A 16,292-nucleotide genomic window follows, 5' to 3' on the forward strand; every position below is an offset into this window, starting at 1 on the left:
GCGCAGTGCCGAACTGGGTCATCATGCAGCAAACTGCGCGCGAAGCCCTGCACAGAGGCTACGCTGCGCTTACTGAACATGACATTTGCGTAGGTAGCGCTACATGATCACTGCAAAACTCCTGCAACTGATGGTCGAGCAATCCAACGACGGCATCGTCGTAGCCGAGCAGGAAGGCGAAGACAGCATCCTCATCTATGCCAACACAGCTTTCGAGCAACTGACGGGCTACCAGGCCAAGGACATCCTATACCAGGACTGCCGCTTCTTGCAGGGCGCCGACCATGACCAGGAAGCCGTACAGCGCATCCGCGAGGCGATTCGTGACGGCAAGCCGTGCCGGGAAGTCCTGCGCAACTACCGCAAGGATGGCAGCCCGTTCTGGAACGAATTGTCCATCAGCCCAGTGTTCAACCAGGCGGATCAACTAACCTACTACATCGGCATTCAGCACGATGTTTCCCGGCAGGTAGAGGCCGAGGCGCGGATCAAGGCGCTGGAAGCCGAGGTCGCTGAACTGCGGCAGCAGTTGGCGCAACGCGAAAGCTGAAATAGCTATACAAAAACTTTGACTTGTACAATTTTTGTCGTAGGCTTCGAGTATACCTGTACAACAATCGGGTGTTGTACAGGATTGTCCGGAGCCGAGCATGTCCGCTTACCTGCAGCAGTTCGCCGAACGCTTTGCCCACCTTGACGTGGACAGCCTCGATTCACTGAACACCCTGTACAGCGAAGACGTTGTCTTCCGCGACCCCCTGCATCAAATTCACGGGCTCGACGCCCTGCAGGCCTATTTCGCCCAGTTGTACGCCAATGCCCGCGATATCCGCTATGCCTTCGCCGCGGCGGACGAGGTGCTACCTGGCCAGGGTTACCTGCGCTGGACCCTCGAGTTTCGTCACCCACGGCTGGCACGGGGCGAACCGATAACGGTGCAAGGCTGCAGTTTTCTGCAGTGGCGTGACCGCGTCCATTTTCACCAGGATTTCTTCGACGCCGGCGCCCTGTTGTATGAGCACGTTCCACTGATGGGCGGGGCCATTCGCTGGCTCAAAGGCAGGCTGGCATGAGCCGCTGCTGGTTGACAGGCGCTAGCAGCGGCCTTGGCGCAGCCCTTGCGCAAGCGCTGCTGGAACAAGGGCACCAGGTCGCGTTGGGTGGCCGTCGCAGCCAGGCACTGCTGCCGTTGGCCGAGCGGTATCCGGGGCAGGTGCTGTTGGCCGAGGGCGACATTGCCGACGCTGCACAAGTGGCACAGATGGCCGCCCGCATCGAGCAAGCCTGGGGTGGGCTGGACATGGCGGTCTTCAATGCAGGCACTTGTGAATACCTGGAGCCCGGCCACTTCGACCCGGCGCTTGTCGAACGCGTGGTACGCACCAACCTGCTGGGCGTGAGCAACTGCCTGGCCGCCGCCCTGCCCTTGCTGCGGGCAGGCGTGCGCCCGCACCTGGTGGTGGTCGGCAGTTCGGTAACCTGGCTGGCCTTGCCCCGTGCCGGAGCCTACGGGGCGTCCAAGGCAGCCGTGCGTTACCTGGTGGAGTCGCAGCGGATCGACTTGGCACGCGAGGGTATCGACGTGACGTTGGTCAGCCCGGGCTTTGTCGATACGCCGTTGACCCGCCGCAACGACTTCCCCATGCCGCAACTGTGGTCTGCCGAGCGCGCGGCACAACATATTGCCAAGCGCTTGCCCCGGCGCCCGCTTGAAATCAACTTCCCAAGCCTTTTCACCTGGGGCCTGCGTGTGCTCGGGGCCCTGCCCCCGCGTCTGCGCCTGGCCCTGGGCCTGCGCTTGGCCCGCCACGAACAGGACTGACCCATGCGCATCGCCATTATTGGAAGCGGCATTGCCGGCCTCACCTGTGCCTACCTGCTCTCCCGTCGCCACGCGGTCACGGTGTTCGAAGCCGCGAGCTGGGTCGGCGGCCACACCCACACCGTGGACGTGGACTGGGCAGGCGAGCGCTATGCCATCGATACTGGCTTCATCGTGTTCAACGACTGGACCTACCCGAACTTCATTCGTTTGCTCGAGCAACTGGATGTGGGCTCACAACCCACGCAGATGAGCTTCTCCGTAAACGACCCACTCAGCGGCCTGGAATACAACGGTCATAGCCTCGACACCCTGTTCGCACAACGCAGCAACCTGCTGTCACCGGGTTTCTGGGGGATGCTGCGCGAAATCCTGCGCTTCAACCGGCAGGCTATCGCCGACCTGGATGCAGGGCGCATAGACGATCACACCACGCTGGGCAGCTATCTTCAGGCGCAAGGCTACGGGCAACGTTTTGTCGATCACTACGTGGTGCCCATGGGCTCGGCGATCTGGTCGATGTCCCGGGCCGACATGCTGGCTTTTCCGTTGCAGTTCTTCGTGCGCTTTTGCCGCAACCACGGCCTGCTGTCGGTCAATAAGCGGCCGCAATGGCGGGTGATAGAAGGTGGTTCACGCAGCTATATCGGCCCGCTGAGCCGGCGGTTTGCCGAACAGGTACGGCTTGACTGCAAGGTTCACCGGGTCGACCGAGACCAGGATGGGGTGACCCTGCACAGCGCTGCCGGCACCGAGCGCTTCGACAAAGTGGTATTCGCCTGTCACAGCGACCAGGCCCTTGCCCTGCTGCAGGCACCGAGTACACAGGAGCAGGCAGTACTGGGCGCCATCGGCTACGCCGACAATGATGTGGTGCTGCACACCGACACCCGCCTGCTGCCCCGCCGGCGCAAAGCCTGGGCCAGTTGGAACTACCGCCTGGCCGGCGACGGTCAGGCACCGGCCGCGCTGACCTACAACATGAATATCCTGCAAGGCCTGCAGGCGCCGGTGACGTTCTGCGTGAGCCTGAACCAGACCGCCCTGGTCGACCCCGCCCAGATCATCGCCCGCTTCAGTTACGCCCACCCGCAATACAGCCTGGCGGCGCTGGCCGCACAGGCCCGGCATGCGCAGCTGCAAGGCGGTCAACACAGCTATTTCTGCGGGGCCTACTGGGGCAACGGCTTTCACGAGGACGGCGTCACCAGCGCGCTGCAGGTGGCCAGCCATTTTGGGGAACAGCTATGAACAGCGGTCTGTGCCTGGGCTGGCTCAGCCACCGGCGCCTGAGCCCGCGGCCGCACACCTTCCGCTACCAAGTCGGCATGTTCTACCTGGACCTGGACGAGCAAGCCTGGCTGATGACCCTGTCGCGCTGGCTACGGCGCTCGCGCCTGGCGCCGCTGAGCTTCCGTGAAACCGATTACCTGCCGGCCTTTACCGGCCAAGGGCAATCGCTGGCCGGCGCCGCGCGGCGGTTGGTGGGCCGGGCCACGGGCCAGGTGCCGGAAGGACCGGTACGCCTGCTGACCCAGCTGCGTTGCTGGGGACTGGCGTTCAACCCGGTGAGTTTCTACTTCTGCCACGACCGCGATGGGCACCTGGCGGCAATCCTGCTGGAAGTACGCAACACCCCTTGGCGAGAGCGCTTCCACTATGTGCTGCCCGTACAGGGCGGGCTGGCGCAGCCGTTCGCGGTGAACAAGGCCTTTCACGTGTCGCCGTTCATGCCGCTGGACATGGACTACCGCTTGCGCTTCCACCTCGACGAGAGCCGGGTGCGCATCCACATGGAAAACTGGCAAAGCGGCCACAAGGTCTTCGAAGCCGACCTGGCACTACGGCGCCAACCCTTGGACCGCCCCGCCTTGCACCGCTACATCCTGGCCTTCCCCTGGATGAGCCTGCGCACCCTGACGGGCATCTACTGGCAAGCCCTGCGCCTGTTCTGCAAGCGCACGCCTATTCACGACCACACCGCCAGCCAGGCTGACCTGGCACTTGGCCAACCTTGCGAGGACTCCGATCATGTCGAATCCCACCCTGAGCGTTAGCAAGTCAGCAGGCATCGCCCCTTGGTTGGGCGCGCTGGCGCGCAACGCTGTGCTGGCACAGCTGGGCAAGTTGCGCCATGGCCACCTGCGTGTGCTCTGCCATGGGCAACAATGGGCCTTCGGTGATGCCGCCAGTGCCCTGCAGGCGGAGGTGGAAATTCTCGATGATGCTGCCTGGAACCTGCTGGCGAGCAATGGTTCGATCGGTGCCGGTGAGGGTTATATCCATGGTTACTGGCGCAGCCCGGACCTGGCCCTGGTCACGCGGTTGTTCGTCGCCAACCTTGAGGTGCTCGACGCCCTGGAAGGGGGCCTGGCGCGGTTGGGCCGGCCCGCCCTGCGCCTGCTGCACCGGCTCAACCGCAACAGCAAGCGCGGTGCGCGACGCAACATACTGGCCCACTATGACTTGGGCAACGCACTGTTCGAACAGCTGCTGGACCCGACCATGATGTACTCGGCTGCCCAGTTCGAGCACCCCGACCAACCCCTTGAACAGGCCCAGCTTCGCAAGCTGCAACGCATCTGCGAAAAGCTTGAACTGGGCCCGGAAGACCACCTGCTGGAGATCGGCACTGGCTGGGGCAGCCTTGCCATCCATGCGGCCAGCCATCATGGTTGCCGGGTCACCACCACCACCCTGTCACAGGCCCAGTACAGCCATACCCTGCAACGGGTCAAAGACCTGGGGCTGGAGCGGCAGATCACGGTGCTGCAGGAGGACTATCGCGACCTGCGCGGGACATTCGACAAACTGGTGTCGATCGAGATGATCGAGGCTGTAGGCCACCGCTACCTGCCCACGTACTTCCGCCAGTGTGGAGCGTTGCTCAAGCCCGATGGCCTGATGCTGATCCAGGCGATCACCATTCGCGACCAGCGCTATGCTCAGGCACGGCGCTCGGTGGACTTCATCCAGCGCTATATTTTCCCCGGCGGCGCCCTGCCCTCGCTCAGCGTGCTGGTCGATACGGCCAGCCGCCAGACCGCGCTGAACCTGGTTCACATGGAGGATTTCGGTGTCGACTATGCCCTGACGCTGCGGCACTGGCACGACAACCTGAAGCAGTCGCGCGCCGCGCTCGCGGCGTTGGGTTATGACGAGACGTTCCAGCGCCTGTGGGAGTTTTATCTGTGCTACTGCCAGGGCGGCTTCGAAGAGCGTGCCATTGGCGTGGCGCAGCTGTTGTGGGCGGCGCCGAACGCGCGTCGCGCGCCACTGCCTGTACCAGCGTGATGGTTACCCGCGGCCAGATTGCCAATGCGCTGTGGCTGCAATTGGGCTGGTGGTTGTGCATATGGGGTGCCAGCACACCTGGGGTGCTGGTGCTGTTACCTGTGGGCCTGGCGCTACACCTGTGGACATGCACACAGCCGCGGGCAGAAGCGTGGGCGCTGTTACGCGTAACCCTGGTTGGCTGCCTGCTGGACAGCCTGCTTGGCAGTTTTGGCGTATTTGATTTTCATGCCTGGCCGTTACCCTTGTGGCTGGCATCGATGTGGTTGGTGCTGGCCAGCGGTTTGCGCCACAGCCTGGCCTGGGCTGGTCGGCCGTTTTTGCGCGGTGCCGTGGTCGGCGCGGTTGCCGGCCCCCTGGCATATCTGGGCGGCGCCAGGCTGGCCGATGTCGCGCTGCCCCTGGGGCCTTTGGCAACCACCCTGGTTCTAGTGCCGATCTGGGCCTTGGCCCTGCCCTTGCTGGTGCGCCTGGCCGCGTGGCGCTGATCGGCGACAGCGCTCGGAACAATAGCGCACCTCGTCCCAGCAACGCGCCCAGCGCTTGCGCCAGGTGAATGGCCGGCCACACACCACGCACACCTTGCTTGGCAGGTTTTGCTTCTTCACAGCGGCCTGCCTGCATCCAGCTCGGCGAGCAACTGCTCGCCACGTTGCCACACACCATCACGGCGCGCGGCAGCCATGCGGTCGAGGTTGCGGTAGACCATTGCCAGGCGCGGGTTGGCTGACAGGCGTTGACGGTGGCGGATAAGAAAATGCCAGTACAGCGCATTGAACGGGCAGGCATCGGCTTCCACCACCTTGTCTACCCGATAGCTGCAGGCCTTGCAGTGGTCGGACATCCGCTGGATGTAACGCCCACTGGCGCAATACGGTTTGGAGCCCAGGTAGCCACCGTCGGCATGCATCACCATGCCAAGCGTGTTGGGCAGTTCGACCCAGTCGAACGCGTCGATGTAAACCGCCAGGTACCATTCACAGATGGCGGCAGGCGCGATGCCTGCCAACAGCGCAAAGTTGCCGGTCACCATCAGCCGCTGCACGTGGTGCGCATACCCAAGCCGCAGCGTTTGCCCTATCGCTTGCGCCATGCAGCGCATGCGGGTGTTGCCGGTCCAGTAGAACTCGGGCAAGGCGCGGGCGTTGCCGAAGTGGTTCAATGTGGCGTAGTCGGGCATGCGCAGCCAATACACACCGCGGACATATTCACGCCAACCGATCAGTTGGCGGATGAAGCCTTCGGCGGCGTTGAGCGGCACCCTGCCTTCGCGCCAAGCCTGTTGCACGTCTTCGCACAACTGCCGCACATCGAGCAAGCCTATGTTCAGGGCCGCGCTGATGCGTGAATGGAAAAGATACGGCTCACCTTCGGCCATGGCGTCCTGGTAGTCACCGAATGCCGCCAGACCGAAGTCGAGAAAATGCTGCCACAGCTCACCCGCCTGCTGCTGGGTGACGGGGTACTCGAACCCGTCTATCTCGCCATAATGGTCGCCGAAGCGCTGGCGTACCAGCGCCATCACCGCCAGGGTAATGGCATCGGGCGTGAAGCGCGCCGCGAACGGAGCGCCCAGGTTGCGAGGCAGTGGTTTACGGTTTTCACTGTCGAAGTTCCAGGCGCCCCCGGCAGGGCTGCCGTCGGGCTCCAGCAGCAGGCCGCACCGCTTGCGCATACCGCGATAGAAATGCTCCATGCGCAACTGCCGGCGACCCTCTGCCCAGCGCGCGAACGCCTCACGCGAGCACAGAAAGCGGGTGTCGCGGTGCCATGTCAAGGGCAGCCCGGACTCGCGCAACCCGTGCTCGAGCCTCCACTCGCCACATTCGGTGAGGTCGATCTGCGCCGCGCCAAGCCGTTCGCGCCAGCGGCGCAGCTCACCGACGATGGTGCCGCTGTTGTCGCTGTCATCGATCGGTACGTAGTGCACTTGCCAGCCGCGCTCGCGCAGCGCCTGGGCAAAGTGGCGCATGGCGCTGAAAACGAGCACGATCTTTTGCGGGTGATGGGGCACATAGCGCGCCTCGCCCTCCACCTCTGCCATCAGGATAGCGTCGTGGGCAGGGTCCAGTGCCTTGAGGCTTGGCAGCTCCAGCGATAACTGGTCACCCAGCACCAGGCCCAGGCGCACGGGGCGGCCTACCACTGGCTGGCCAGGGTAATCGGCACGCGCAACGGTGCAATGGGGCCGTCACGTTGCCCGCACATCTCATCATGCACCGATTGCTGCACCAGCACGCATGGCACCTCCGCCATGTCAGCCAGCAAGTCGCGCAGTTCGGTAGTGGAGCGCAGGCGCACAGGCTGCCCCTGCGCATCGCTCAAGGTAACCGGGCCGGTTGCGGTAATTGCACGCAAAACGTAGAAACCACCTTCCAGCGACAGCACTTCAAGCTCTTCGATTTCGCCAGCATCCACGTGCTGGGCCAATGCATTCAGGTTCATGGCGTAGCCTCCGGCAGGCGGCGGAAGAACAGCGTGATCTGGCCGATCTCCACACCTAGTTTGCTCATGCTCGAGCGGTTGATCAGCGTGTCGTCATCCATCAGGTACATCCAGTCGTCCAGGTCCACCTCCCAGTGCTTGCCGTCCACCGCCAAGTCCAGCCGGTAGCGCCAGCGCAGCGCATTGCCCGCCACTTCGCCACGGGCCTCGCCGATCACGTCGCCGGCCGTGCCCCGCCAGCGCCCAGGCCCGTCCGGCACCAAGGTCCAAGTGCGCTGTTGGCGCGTGCCGTCGCTGTACACGAAGTGCTCGTCGAGAATCAGCCGCTCACCTTCCCGGCGGCTGTCGATGCGCACATGAAACCGCTTGACCACCTCGCCGGAACGCTTCTGGAACATGCCCCAGGCCTGAACCGGCCGGGAGAAGAACGCCGCCAGGTCGAGCTTGGGTTGCTCACCGGCATAATGCTCGACCCCCACGTTGCCGCAACTGCCCAACAGCAGGCAGCCAACCAGTAACAGCGCTTTGCCAACGTTCATGTCACGGCTCTCCATCGGTGCCGGCCAGCCCGAGCAAGCGCTGCCGTAATTGTGGGTCCCTGGCATTCGGGCCGAGCCAGATGGCGAAGAATGCCCGGGCAAAGACAGGGTCGGTGATTTCGCGGCTGAGTTTGCCGTCAACGTAAAAACGGCAGCCTTGGCCCGGCAGGTAAACACCTGTTATGCGCATGCCAGGGCGTACGTCGACGAATGCCTGTTGCAGCAGCGCGGTCAGTTGCGCGCTGCGTTGCGCCGTCATGCTGCCCCCGTCGAGCCTGCGCATTTCTGCAAGGCTGGCTTCGACCAAAGTGTCTCTGGACAGCGAGCGGTGGTAACGCAGCTCCAGCGCGAACGGCTCATCCCAGCGCTGCACGGGGCCGGCCGCCCACAGCTGCGCACTGTACAAACGCAGGCCCCACCAGCTGAAATCGCCTTCACCCAGCCGTTGTGCGGCCGGCACATCCGAGCGCCAGTCCGCCACAGCCGCCGTGGCCAGAGCGGTCAGCAACAGACACAGGGATGTGAATCGGGCTGGGACTGCCATGCTGGCCTCGGCTGCCATGACCAATATTGTACAAACATAGCACCTTGTACAGGTTTGTCACCCTCAATGTACAGCTTTTTGCATCAGTTAAAAGGCAGCCGCAGGGTTGCTGCCAAGCCCCCGCTCGGTCGGTTCTCAAGGTGAACATGCCCGCCCAGGCGGTCAATGATGGTGGCGACAATGGACAGCCCCAGCCCGGCACCGTTGGGGCTGTTACGGCTGTAGAAGCGCTCGAACACGCGCGCTATGTCAGCCGGCTCGATACCTGGCCCTTCATCCTCCACGATCAGCTCGAAACGGTTTTCCAGGCGCCTGAGCAGTACGCTGATGCGCCCTCCCGGGGGCGAGTGCTCGACGGCGTTGGAAACCAGGTTCTGGAACGCGATGGTCAACGCACCGGCGTCGATGCCCAGGTGGTGATCACCCTCACCAATATCCAGCGATGGCTCCAGGCCGCGGTCGAGTATCCAGGGAGTCAGCTCGGCCATGGTGTCGGTGACCACCTCACCCAGGTCGACCTTGACCGCGGCGTGCTGGCCCAGGCGCGGCTCGACACGGGCCAGGGTCAGCAACTGGTTGACCACCCGGGTCAGCCGGTCCACACCGCCAATCAGAAAGCCCAGCGCCTTGCGCCGTTCGGCCTCGCTCGCGGCCTCGAGTGCGTTCTGGGCATGCAGGCGCAACACCGCCAGCGGCGTGCGCATCTCATGGGCCGCGTCGGCAATGAAGCGGTGTTCGCGCCGCAACATGTCTTCGATCTGCGCCAGCAGGCGGTTGATGGCCGCTTGCATGGGTTCCAGCTCCGAGGGCAATGGCGCCAGGCGCAAGGGTTCGAGTGAATCGGCGTGGCGTGCGCGAATGACCGTGGCCATGTTCTGCAAGGGGCGCAGCCCCCAGCCGATCGCGACCCAGACCAGCAACACCAGGGCCAGGCTGCCGAGCAGGAAGGGGAACAAGGTATGGCGCACGATCCGGTCGATCAGGTCGTAGCGCACATCATCACGTTCACCCACCCAGATGACCCAGTGCTTTTCCGGCACCGGTAACACGAAGCCGCGCCATTGCCGGTCACCACTGGAAAAGTCGTAAAACCCAGGTTCGGACGGCGGCAGCGACAGCTGCGGGGCACTGGGTGTATGCACCAGCAATACGCCCCCCTCACCCCATACCTGGAATGCCAGCTTGCTTTCGTAGGGGTGGCCAACCCGATGGTGGCCGGCCTGGGCCAAGGCGTCGTTGAACGCCTGGTACATGGCCTCGCGCGAGCCGCCCTGGACCGGCAGGCTCATGACCCCCTGCAGCAGGCGGGCATTCTGCGCCAGGTGGGCGTCGTACACTTCGTTGATCTCATGGCGACTGTCATGATAGTTGTACAGTGTCAGCAGGCCGGTCCCCAGCAGCAACAGCAGCATGACCCGCCACAACGTCCTTCGCCGCAACGAGGTCATGCCTTGCCCTCGACCAGGTAGCCAATGCCCCGCACCGTGCGGATCAGGCCGTTGTTGAGCTTTTTGCGCAGGTGGTAGATGTGCACTTCCAGGGTATTGCTCTCGGGCTCTTCATCCCAGCCATACAGCAGCTGGGTCAGGCGTTCGCGGGTGAACACCTTGCCCGGCTGCGCCAGCAATTCATGCAGCAAGCGGTACTCCTTGGGGGTCAGTATCACTTCCAGCCCTTGGTAATGTACCTGCTGGGTAGCGGGGTCGAGCATGACCCCGGCATGCTCGATCAATACCTTGGCACGCCCGGCGCTGCGCCTGAGCAATGCCCGCAAGCGGGCCTTCAGCTCGTTGAGGTCGAACGGCTTGATCAGGTAGTCGTCAGCGCCAGCATCCAGCCCGGCGATGCGATCATCCAGGGCGTCCCGCGCGGTGAGGATCAGTACCGGCAAGCTATTGCCAGCGCCTCTCACGCGCCGCAGTACCTCGATGCCATCCAGGCGCGGCAAGCCCAGGTCCAGGATGGCCAGGTCGAATGTTTCATGCAGCAGCGCGTGCACGCCATTCTGGCCGTCGCGCAACCAGTCGAGCGTATAACCCTCCTGGCGCAAGCCATCGCAGATCCCCTCCCCCAGTGCGGTATCGTCCTCAACCAGCAGTAGCCGCATGTTCAGTCCTGTTTGTCCTTGATTGCCTTGAGTAAAGCCGCGATATCCGCCCGCCGGCCTTGGTCCGCCAGCTCACGCCCCGGCCGCGGCGGCGCCTGCATGGCCTTGTGCAAGGCAGCAGTGGCTTCAGCGTAGCGCTTTTGCCGGTACAAGTGGTCGGCCCAGAAATAGTTGCTGTCGATGCCGTTGGGGTTGATCTTCAGGGCTTCGCGCAACAGCTGGTCCGCCTTGTCGCCGTCACCGAACCCTATCGGCCAGCCCGGCACCTGGTCGTAAAGCGTGCCAAGGCTGGTATAGGCCGAGCCCTGCAGGGCATCAGGGTCCAGCTTCATGGCCTGCTCCAGGCTGGCCTTGGCTGACTTGACCTTGCCCAGCGCACCGAGCCCACCCACGGCGCCAGCCCAGCTGCTGTTGATGATGCCTTCCCAGATCAGCGGCTCGGGGGTGCCGGGGTGCTGCCTGACGAATGCCGCCGCCTCACCGGACAACTTCTCGAAAGCATCGGCACGCTGGGCCTTGGGCGTCTGATACTGGATTTGTGCCCAACGCTGTTGCAGCGCGCTGAGCTGCTGGTTTCCGGCTGGGTCCAGTGCCCAGGTGAACGGGGTGAACGCCAGCAGGCTGACGAAGGCCAGTCGCTTCATTTGCTCGACTCCTTGATATGGCCGCCAATGTAGCGGCGAATGACAGGCAATTGCTTGCGCAGGGCACGGTCGACCACCCCTGGCAACATGCCGTTGATGCGTACGAAGAGCTTTTCCGGCCACCCCAGGTACAGCTCGCTGCGCTCCGACTGGACGGCTACGAGCACGGCGCGGGCGACATCGGCCGGGTCGTCCATGCCGACCTTCAGCGCCTGGTTGAGCGCGGTGGCGGCGCTGCTGTTCATGGTGGTGCGGGTGGCACGCGGGGCGGCATACAGCACATTCACCGAGGTATCGGCCAACTCACGGCGCAACGCCTCGGAAAAACCGCGCAGGGCGAACTTGCTGGCACAGTAGGTGGCGTAGCCGGGGTAGCCGATCGAGCCGTAAGTGGAACCGACATTCACCACCAGCGCCTTGGGTTGCTCGCGCAGCAGGGGCAGGCAGGCACGGGTCAGCTGCAGGGGCGCCTTGATGTTGATGTCGAGCAATTCATCCAGCGCGTACTCGTCCAACTGGTCCAGCAAGGCAAAACGGTTTACACCGGCGGCATTGATCAGCACATTGACCCCGCCCATTTCACGGGCGCGGCTGACCACCTGTTCACGCCCGGTCGGCGTACGCAGGTCGGCCGTTTGCCAACGCAGGCGCTCAGGGTAGCGGTTCATCAGCCCCGCCAGCTTGCCCATGTGCCGGCTTACCGCCAGGACCCGGGCACCGGCTGCACACAATTGCTCGGCCAGTTCCAGGCCGATGCCGCCACTGGCCCCGGTCAGCACCACCACCGACTCATGCAAGCGCATGCTGCACCTCGGCATGCTCAGTGCGTGGCAAACCTTCGAACATGGCGGTATACAGCTGGTACACCACCTTGGCGGCGTGCAGCACCGCCTGCTGGTCGGCCACGTCGTCCAGCCGGTCCATCAGGCTTTTGTAGGTGACCATGTGGTCCTGGTCCAGCGCGCCGTGGGAACTGAGGTAGCTGAAGGCCTGGTTGGGCAACCCGAGGGTGCTCTGGATCGCCCCGGCAGCATGGGTGGCCAGGGCGATGCTGGTGCCCTCCAGCACGTTGACCATGCCGAACAACCCCACCGGGTTGCCCCGTGCGATAAGGTCGTACAGATAGGCAACCATCAACTCGATGGGCAAGGCAGGCCGGCCGTCGCGTACCGCCTCCCAGTCACCGCCACAGGCCTTGATATCGTTGAGGATCCACTGCTCGTGGCCGTACTCCTCCTGGATGTACTCGCACACCGCGCCGCGCAACCACTCCAGCCGCGCCGGCAGCCGCGCGCCGCACGCCATCATCAGCGGTACGGTATGGCGCACGTGGTAATAGGCCTGGGTGAGGAAGGCGATGTAGCTGGCCCGGCTGACCTGGCCGGCCAGCGCCTCGCGAATGACCGGCACGGCGAACAAAGCCTGACGTTCGTAGCTGGTTTGCAGCTGCAGGGTGTCGAAAAATGACATGGTAGACCTCATGAAGGAATGTCGGACAACAAAGATTGATAACGCTGCAGGATCGCCTCACGGCGTGGGCGGCCATTGGCGGTCAGGGTGTGCTCGGCGACCGAGAATGGCGCTGGCAAACGCCGCCAGGCATGCACCCTGGCGTAGTCGGGCAAACTGGCATTACTGTGCTGCACGGCCTGCTCGATAGCCGCGTCCGTGGTGCCCGGGTCGAGCGGCCAGAGCAAGGCCACGTTGCGCGGCATGCCCTCGCCATGAACGAACGCCTGGGCGATCACACCGCTCTGGGTCAGCTCGGCTTCTACCCATTCAGGGTTGACGTTGCGCCCGAAGCTGGTGATGAACTGGTGTTTCTTGCGCCCGTTCAGGTGCAGGTAGCCTTCATCATCGAAAAAGCCCAGGTCGCCGGTAGCCCACCACGCGGTTTGGCTGGGCGTGTCGCCCAGATAGCCAAGCAGCAGGGTCCCGGCAACCAGCACCTCACCGTCTTCGGCGATACGCACCTGCACATGCGGCAATGGCCGGCCGACACTGCCCGGGCGCACCGCACCGGGGCGGTTCAGCGCCACCACAGAGGCACATTCCGACAGCCCGTAACCCTCGAATACCGGCAAGCCTACGGCCTCGGCCCGCGCCAGCAGGCTGGGCGCCACACGGGCGCCACCCACCGCAACGAAACGCAGCATGCCAACCCCCATCAGCCCGCGCTCGATTGCCGTGACCAGCCCCAGCAGCAGTTGCGGAACCAGAATCAGGCTTTGTGCGCCGCTCAAGGCGATGGCCCCGAGCAGCCGCTTGAAATCGACTTGGCTGGCCCCCCCCATGCCCAGCTGGGCCTGTGGGTACAGCATGACACTGGCGCCTGCCAGCAAGGCGGCGTAAACGCCCAGGTTCTCCAGCAACACGCCCAGCGGAAGCACAGCGAGGTAGCGCCGAGGCTGCGTAGGGCGGCTGGCCTGTTCCAGTTCGTGTGCGACCCGCAACATGGCCTGCGCGCTCAGGCACACGCCTTTGGGGTTGCCGGTACTGCCAGAGGTGTAGGTGACCTTGGCGGTGCCTTCAGGCAGGGCCACCGCAGGCAGCGCTGGCCGCGACCAGAAGCCGTGCTGGTCGACGAAACCCAGCCGCCCGAGCAAGCTCTCCCAGGCGGGCGGGCCGAGCACCAGGCTGGCGCCGCTCTGTTGCAGGCAGTGCTCCAACTGGGTTGGGCTGAAGAAGGTGGGCACCGTCACGCAGGCGCGCCCCGAGACCAACGCGGCCAGGTCCCACAACAGCAGTTCGGGACCGTTATCCAGCCCCAGCACCAGCACACCGGCCTGACGCTGGCGCAGGGCCTCGGCACGCTGTAGCACCTCGGCAAGCAGCTGCTTGTAGGTGTAGCGTGCACTGGCCCCTTCCAGCGCGGGCGCGTCACCATGGGCCAGCAATGCCTGCCAGAAACGTTCAAGTTCAAGCGGCATGGCCGGTCTCCTCGTCCAGCACCGGAAAGCCCAGGCGGCGAAACACACCAGCGCTACGCAGCAAGTCGAAGCCTTGGCCGATTTCGCCCGCGTACACCTGCGGATGCTGCGCGTAATAGCTGCCCCATTGCGCAACGGGCTCGTCCAGGCGTGCCGGGTCGGCCTGCGCCAGCACGGTAGGTGCCAGGCCCAGGCGCTGGAAACTGTTGATCAAGGTGGAGGCACCGGTGAACGCCACCCACTTCAACCCACGGGTAGCAAGCAGCCAGGTCACGGCGGTGATCATGATGCGTGCGCTGCCAGCGCTCAGCGACGCCAGGTTGCCGACCTCGACCATGCACTCGCGGGCAACGGGCAGGCTGGTCAGGCGCGAAACCGCGGTTTCCAGGGGCACGTCCAGGTAACGCTCGAGAAACAGCGGCCCACTGCTGGCCGGGCGCAGACCCGCCGCCGCGATCAAGTGCCCGTGGCTATCACGCAAGGCCAGCAACTCGGGCAGGTAATGGTGTACATCGGCGTGGTGAACTTCAGCGAAACAGCGATGAATGAACTGCTCGAGCGCCTCCCGGTCAGGGTCGTCCGGCAGGTGCAGGGACAAACAGCCGTGATGCGCTGCATGGGTGCCTATCGGCAATGGGAGCAGGTGGCTCCAAAGGGTATGGGTCATGGGACTCCCCCCTGATTAATGGGTTGGGCGAAGTATCAGTGACGAATCTGAAGGGAATCTGAAGCCGGCTGAACAAACGCCCGGAAACCGAACGGTCGATAGCCAAGCCGTTGCTTTTATCTACCGCCTGGCCCAAGCTCAGCCCTTCTTGCCGCCATGGACCCCCCGATGCCCAGACGCAACCGCTACCTGATCGCCGTGCTGCTGTTGATCCTGGTATCGGCCCTGTTCGGGTACCTGTGGCGCGATACTCCGCCAGCCCAGCCGGCCTTGCCGGCGCATAGCTATGCCAAGGCCCTGCGCCAGGCCCACGACGGTCGGCCTGGCGCGGCCAGGGTGCTTTATCAGCAGTTGCAACGCACCGACTTGCCCGCCATCCGGCGCGCAGCCCTGTACGCCGAGCTGCCCAACTACCCTTCGCCACTGGCCTTGAAAATCGCCCGGCAAGACCTGGAACACGCCGAGCCACTGGTGCGCCGTGCCGCCATCGCAGGTATCCGCCGGCTGCTGCCTGCGGCGCAGCGCAGCCTTGTGCTTGGCCCGCTGCTGGACGATGACGACCAAAGTGTGCGCTTCGCTGCCGTGGACGCCTTGCTTGGCCTTTCCCCGGATGACATAGGCCTGTATTTCGGCCCGCTGCAGGCGGCCCTGGAGCAATACCAGCAAGCGCTGGCGCAACAACCCGAGGAAGCAGACGCGCAAGTGCACCTGGCGCGCTTGTATATGCACGAAAATGACTACACCCAAGCTGCGGTAGCCCTGCAACGTGCATTGACCGTCGCCCCAGGCAACCTCGATGCGCTGGCCACCCAGGTGCGCCTGCTGGAACGTCAAGGCCAGCACGATGCCTCACGCCAGGTGCTCGGCAAGGCATTGGCCCTGAGCCCGGACTCGGCCTTCCTGCAATACCAGCTGGGGCGCTGGCTGATCCGCCACCAGCAACGTGAGTACGCCTTGCTGGCACTGTCCCGCGCGGTTGAACTGGACCCGGACAACGTCGATTACCGCTATACCCTGGCGGTGACCCTGCATGCGCTGGAGCAAGTTGATGCGGCGCAGAAGCAGCTGGAAACCGTGCTCAGCCAGCAACCGGCCAACCGTCGCGCGCGGGTGTTGCTGATCCAGTACTGGAAAGAATCCGGCCAACTTCAGAACGTGCAGGTGCTGCTGGCCGAGCTGGAGCAGCAAAACCCGGATGACCCCGCCCTGCAGCAAGGCCTCTAGGCCTGCCTGAAACCTGTTGAACCCTGAGCCTGTGCCCAGGGTCCAGTGGTTATCAGGCCACTCTGCAGGAGAATTG

At 64.2% G+C, this 16,292-nt stretch carries 20 protein-coding genes; 8 read left to right on the forward strand and 12 right to left on the reverse strand.

Annotation, left to right across the window (positions count from 1 at the left end; all coding sequences use genetic code 11):
- The first annotated feature begins 103 nt into the window (after positions 1 to 103).
- From FPB55_RS14400 to FPB55_RS14430, 7 genes are all read left to right on the forward strand, one after another.
- Positions 104 to 550 (forward strand): PAS domain-containing protein, encoded by a 447-nt coding sequence (locus FPB55_RS14400; RefSeq protein ID WP_115294260.1) that lies wholly within the window; start codon positions 104 to 106, stop codon positions 548 to 550.
- Positions 551 to 650: 100 nt separating this feature from the next.
- Positions 651 to 1,073: a nuclear transport factor 2 family protein gene (locus FPB55_RS14405; protein ID WP_009685533.1), complete on the forward strand. Its 423-nt coding sequence runs from the start codon at positions 651 to 653 to the stop codon at positions 1,071 to 1,073.
- On the forward strand, positions 1,070 to 1,822 hold the full coding sequence (locus tag FPB55_RS14410) for an SDR family NAD(P)-dependent oxidoreductase (protein ID WP_009685534.1): 753 nt from the start codon (positions 1,070 to 1,072) through the stop codon (positions 1,820 to 1,822). Before FPB55_RS14405 ends, FPB55_RS14410 begins: the two co-directional genes overlap by 4 nt.
- A gap of 3 nt (positions 1,823 to 1,825) precedes the next feature.
- Complete coding sequence (locus tag FPB55_RS14415) at positions 1,826 to 3,073, forward strand: FAD-dependent oxidoreductase (protein ID WP_144188511.1); 1,248 nt, start codon at positions 1,826 to 1,828, stop codon at positions 3,071 to 3,073.
- Positions 3,070 to 3,879: a DUF1365 domain-containing protein gene (locus FPB55_RS14420; protein ID WP_009685536.1), complete on the forward strand. Its 810-nt coding sequence runs from the start codon at positions 3,070 to 3,072 to the stop codon at positions 3,877 to 3,879. The genes FPB55_RS14415 and FPB55_RS14420 overlap by 4 nt, the downstream gene beginning before the upstream one ends.
- Positions 3,854 to 5,116 (forward strand): cyclopropane-fatty-acyl-phospholipid synthase family protein, encoded by a 1,263-nt coding sequence (locus FPB55_RS14425; protein ID WP_029887146.1) that lies wholly within the window; start codon positions 3,854 to 3,856, stop codon positions 5,114 to 5,116. The genes FPB55_RS14420 and FPB55_RS14425 overlap by 26 nt, the downstream gene beginning before the upstream one ends.
- The gene (locus FPB55_RS14430) at positions 5,116 to 5,604 is read left to right on the forward strand and encodes a DUF2878 domain-containing protein (protein ID WP_033690927.1); all 489 of its coding nucleotides are present in this window, start codon (positions 5,116 to 5,118) and stop codon (positions 5,602 to 5,604) included. Before FPB55_RS14425 ends, FPB55_RS14430 begins: the two co-directional genes overlap by 1 nt.
- Here FPB55_RS14430 and FPB55_RS14435 read toward each other — a convergent pair.
- The 12 genes from FPB55_RS14435 to FPB55_RS14490 all read right to left on the reverse strand — a co-directional run bounded on the left by FPB55_RS14435 (position 5,545) and on the right by FPB55_RS14490 (position 14,992).
- Positions 5,545 to 5,724, reverse strand: coding sequence for a DUF2256 domain-containing protein (locus FPB55_RS14435; protein ID WP_009685540.1), 180 nt, complete (start codon positions 5,722 to 5,724; stop codon positions 5,545 to 5,547). The genes FPB55_RS14430 and FPB55_RS14435 overlap by 60 nt on opposite strands.
- Positions 5,721 to 7,247, reverse strand: coding sequence for a cryptochrome/photolyase family protein (locus tag FPB55_RS14440; RefSeq protein ID WP_144189639.1), 1,527 nt, complete (start codon positions 7,245 to 7,247; stop codon positions 5,721 to 5,723). The genes FPB55_RS14435 and FPB55_RS14440 overlap by 4 nt, the downstream gene beginning before the upstream one ends.
- Before the next feature lie 8 nt (positions 7,248 to 7,255).
- Positions 7,256 to 7,561: a DUF6482 family protein gene (locus tag FPB55_RS14445; RefSeq protein ID WP_054912788.1), complete on the reverse strand. Its 306-nt coding sequence runs from the start codon at positions 7,559 to 7,561 to the stop codon at positions 7,256 to 7,258.
- A complete protein-coding gene (locus FPB55_RS14450) occupies positions 7,558 to 8,100 on the reverse strand; it encodes a DUF3833 domain-containing protein (RefSeq protein ID WP_144188513.1) in 543 nt (180 codons plus the stop codon). The genes FPB55_RS14445 and FPB55_RS14450 overlap by 4 nt, the downstream gene beginning before the upstream one ends.
- Position 8,101: 1 nt before the next feature.
- Positions 8,102 to 8,644 carry a chalcone isomerase family protein gene (locus FPB55_RS14455; protein ID WP_144188515.1) on the reverse strand — a complete coding sequence of 181 codons (543 nt, stop codon included), beginning with the start codon at positions 8,642 to 8,644 and terminating at the stop codon, positions 8,102 to 8,104.
- A gap of 83 nt (positions 8,645 to 8,727) precedes the next feature.
- A complete protein-coding gene (locus tag FPB55_RS14460) occupies positions 8,728 to 10,092 on the reverse strand; it encodes a sensor histidine kinase (protein WP_033690926.1) in 1,365 nt (454 codons plus the stop codon).
- Positions 10,089 to 10,751 (reverse strand): response regulator, encoded by a 663-nt coding sequence (locus tag FPB55_RS14465; RefSeq protein ID WP_054903833.1) that lies wholly within the window; start codon positions 10,749 to 10,751, stop codon positions 10,089 to 10,091. The genes FPB55_RS14460 and FPB55_RS14465 overlap by 4 nt, the downstream gene beginning before the upstream one ends.
- Positions 10,752 to 10,753: 2 nt before the next feature.
- On the reverse strand, positions 10,754 to 11,395 hold the full coding sequence (locus FPB55_RS14470) for a hypothetical protein (protein ID WP_029887140.1): 642 nt from the start codon (positions 11,393 to 11,395) through the stop codon (positions 10,754 to 10,756).
- The gene (locus FPB55_RS14475) at positions 11,392 to 12,198 is read right to left on the reverse strand and encodes an SDR family oxidoreductase (protein WP_115294255.1); all 807 of its coding nucleotides are present in this window, start codon (positions 12,196 to 12,198) and stop codon (positions 11,392 to 11,394) included. The genes FPB55_RS14470 and FPB55_RS14475 overlap by 4 nt, the downstream gene beginning before the upstream one ends.
- A complete protein-coding gene (locus tag FPB55_RS14480; protein ID WP_115294254.1) occupies positions 12,185 to 12,865 on the reverse strand; it encodes an iron-containing redox enzyme family protein in 681 nt (226 codons plus the stop codon). The genes FPB55_RS14475 and FPB55_RS14480 overlap by 14 nt, the downstream gene beginning before the upstream one ends.
- Before the next feature lie 8 nt (positions 12,866 to 12,873).
- The gene (locus FPB55_RS14485) at positions 12,874 to 14,325 is read right to left on the reverse strand and encodes an AMP-binding protein (RefSeq protein ID WP_115294253.1); all 1,452 of its coding nucleotides are present in this window, start codon (positions 14,323 to 14,325) and stop codon (positions 12,874 to 12,876) included.
- Complete coding sequence (locus FPB55_RS14490; protein WP_009685551.1) at positions 14,315 to 14,992, reverse strand: thermostable hemolysin; 678 nt, start codon at positions 14,990 to 14,992, stop codon at positions 14,315 to 14,317. Before FPB55_RS14490 ends, FPB55_RS14485 begins: the two co-directional genes overlap by 11 nt.
- Positions 14,993 to 15,160: 168 nt before the next feature.
- Here FPB55_RS14490 and FPB55_RS14495 point away from each other — a divergent pair, with 168 nt between their 5' ends.
- Entirely contained in the window at positions 15,161 to 16,216 is a 1,056-nt protein-coding gene (locus FPB55_RS14495) for a HEAT repeat domain-containing protein (protein WP_144188517.1), read from the forward strand.
- Positions 16,217 to 16,292: the final 76 nt, after the last annotated feature.

This window comes from Pseudomonas sp. BJP69 (assembly GCF_007633355.1).
Taxonomy (GTDB): domain Bacteria; phylum Pseudomonadota; class Gammaproteobacteria; order Pseudomonadales; family Pseudomonadaceae; genus Aquipseudomonas; species Aquipseudomonas juntendi.

Bases quoted from the DNA above. Each gene is read 5' to 3' on its own strand.
- FPB55_RS14400 (WP_115294260.1), top strand. From the start codon at position 104: ATGATCACTGCAAAACTCCTGCAACTGATGGTCGAGCAATCCAACGAC.
- FPB55_RS14405 (WP_009685533.1), top strand. From the start codon at position 651: ATGTCCGCTTACCTGCAGCAGTTCGCCGAACGCTTTGCCCACCTTGAC.
- FPB55_RS14410 (WP_009685534.1), top strand. From the start codon at position 1,070: ATGAGCCGCTGCTGGTTGACAGGCGCTAGCAGCGGCCTTGGCGCAGCC.
- FPB55_RS14415 (WP_144188511.1), top strand. From the start codon at position 1,826: ATGCGCATCGCCATTATTGGAAGCGGCATTGCCGGCCTCACCTGTGCC.
- FPB55_RS14420 (WP_009685536.1), top strand. From the start codon at position 3,070: ATGAACAGCGGTCTGTGCCTGGGCTGGCTCAGCCACCGGCGCCTGAGC.
- FPB55_RS14425 (WP_029887146.1), top strand. From the start codon at position 3,854: ATGTCGAATCCCACCCTGAGCGTTAGCAAGTCAGCAGGCATCGCCCCT.
- FPB55_RS14430 (WP_033690927.1), top strand. From the start codon at position 5,116: ATGGTTACCCGCGGCCAGATTGCCAATGCGCTGTGGCTGCAATTGGGC.
- FPB55_RS14445 (WP_054912788.1), bottom strand. From the start codon at position 7,561: ATGAACCTGAATGCATTGGCCCAGCACGTGGATGCTGGCGAAATCGAA.
- FPB55_RS14450 (WP_144188513.1), bottom strand. From the start codon at position 8,100: ATGAACGTTGGCAAAGCGCTGTTACTGGTTGGCTGCCTGCTGTTGGGC.
- FPB55_RS14455 (WP_144188515.1), bottom strand. From the start codon at position 8,644: ATGGCAGTCCCAGCCCGATTCACATCCCTGTGTCTGTTGCTGACCGCT.
- FPB55_RS14460 (WP_033690926.1), bottom strand. From the start codon at position 10,092: ATGACCTCGTTGCGGCGAAGGACGTTGTGGCGGGTCATGCTGCTGTTG.
- FPB55_RS14465 (WP_054903833.1), bottom strand. From the start codon at position 10,751: ATGCGGCTACTGCTGGTTGAGGACGATACCGCACTGGGGGAGGGGATC.
- FPB55_RS14470 (WP_029887140.1), bottom strand. From the start codon at position 11,395: ATGAAGCGACTGGCCTTCGTCAGCCTGCTGGCGTTCACCCCGTTCACC.
- FPB55_RS14475 (WP_115294255.1), bottom strand. From the start codon at position 12,198: ATGCGCTTGCATGAGTCGGTGGTGGTGCTGACCGGGGCCAGTGGCGGC.
- FPB55_RS14480 (WP_115294254.1), bottom strand. From the start codon at position 12,865: ATGTCATTTTTCGACACCCTGCAGCTGCAAACCAGCTACGAACGTCAG.
- FPB55_RS14485 (WP_115294253.1), bottom strand. From the start codon at position 14,325: ATGCCGCTTGAACTTGAACGTTTCTGGCAGGCATTGCTGGCCCATGGT.
- FPB55_RS14490 (WP_009685551.1), bottom strand. From the start codon at position 14,992: ATGACCCATACCCTTTGGAGCCACCTGCTCCCATTGCCGATAGGCACC.
- FPB55_RS14495 (WP_144188517.1), top strand. From the start codon at position 15,161: ATGCCCAGACGCAACCGCTACCTGATCGCCGTGCTGCTGTTGATCCTG.